Below are 865 nucleotides of genomic sequence, written 5' to 3'. Positions count from 1 at the left end.
CCTGTCCAGCGGTGCACCGCAAGTCCCAGCGCAGTCAGCAGTACATCATTGACCTCGGTGTTGTAGGCGCGATGAACCTGCTTCAGCAGTTGCTCGGTTTCAGCTTCGGTCCACTCTACCGTTAGCACTTCGCTGTCTGCGTTCACGGAACCCTCGTGGGCAAAATCCTTAGGCAACGGTGCAGCTTCAGCCTTGGCCTGTTCCAGCTGCTTCCAGTACAAGTCCTCCGCTGCCGCCTCTGGACGGTTGGCGTAAGAGGATAGCTCCCGTGCCCAAGCTTGGAAGGAATCCGTTTTATACGGCAATCGTACGGGCTCGCCCTGGATCGCCTGCTCGTAGCCTGTCGAGAAATCTTCGAACAAGATCCGCCACGACACCCCGTCCACCACCAAATGGTGAATGGCGATTAGCAGATGGTCGCCCTCAGTGGTACGGAACCATCCCAGCTTCACCAACGGTCCTGCGGACAGTTCCATGCTGCTTTGAATTTCCGTTGCCTTCGCTTCCAGCGCTTCCGCATAAGCGGACTGTTCACGGTAGTCCACCGTTTCCAGCGTATACAGCGTGCCTTCGTCTACACCGCGTGTCCAAGCCGTATACCCTGAGGAAGTCTGATGGAATACCGCACGCAGCGCATCATGATGCTTGACGAGGTGATCCATAACCTCACGAACCGCCGCCTCCTCAAAGCCCTCGGCGCGATAGAGCATGACCGCCTGATTAAAATGCTGTGGACGCTCGCGCTCCTGCGCAAAGAACCAGTGCTGGATCGGGAGTAGCGCCGTTTCCCCGCTCACTTCTTCTTGATCTGCCATACGACGAACCTCGTGCATATGCGGTGCCAAGGCTTCCACCGTTGGATACT

1 protein-coding gene is annotated in these 865 nt (G+C 57.2%); it reads right to left on the bottom strand.

The annotated features are described in order from the left end of the window. On the bottom strand, positions 1-865 hold an 865-nt coding region (locus ABEW32_RS26340), incomplete at both ends, for a condensation domain-containing protein (protein WP_430193261.1).

This window comes from Paenibacillus jamilae, from assembly GCF_050482105.1.
Taxonomy (GTDB): domain Bacteria; phylum Bacillota; class Bacilli; order Paenibacillales; family Paenibacillaceae; genus Paenibacillus; species Paenibacillus jamilae_B.
Note: the sequence above shows the minus strand (reverse complement) of the source record. Positions and strands in the feature narration are given on the sequence as shown.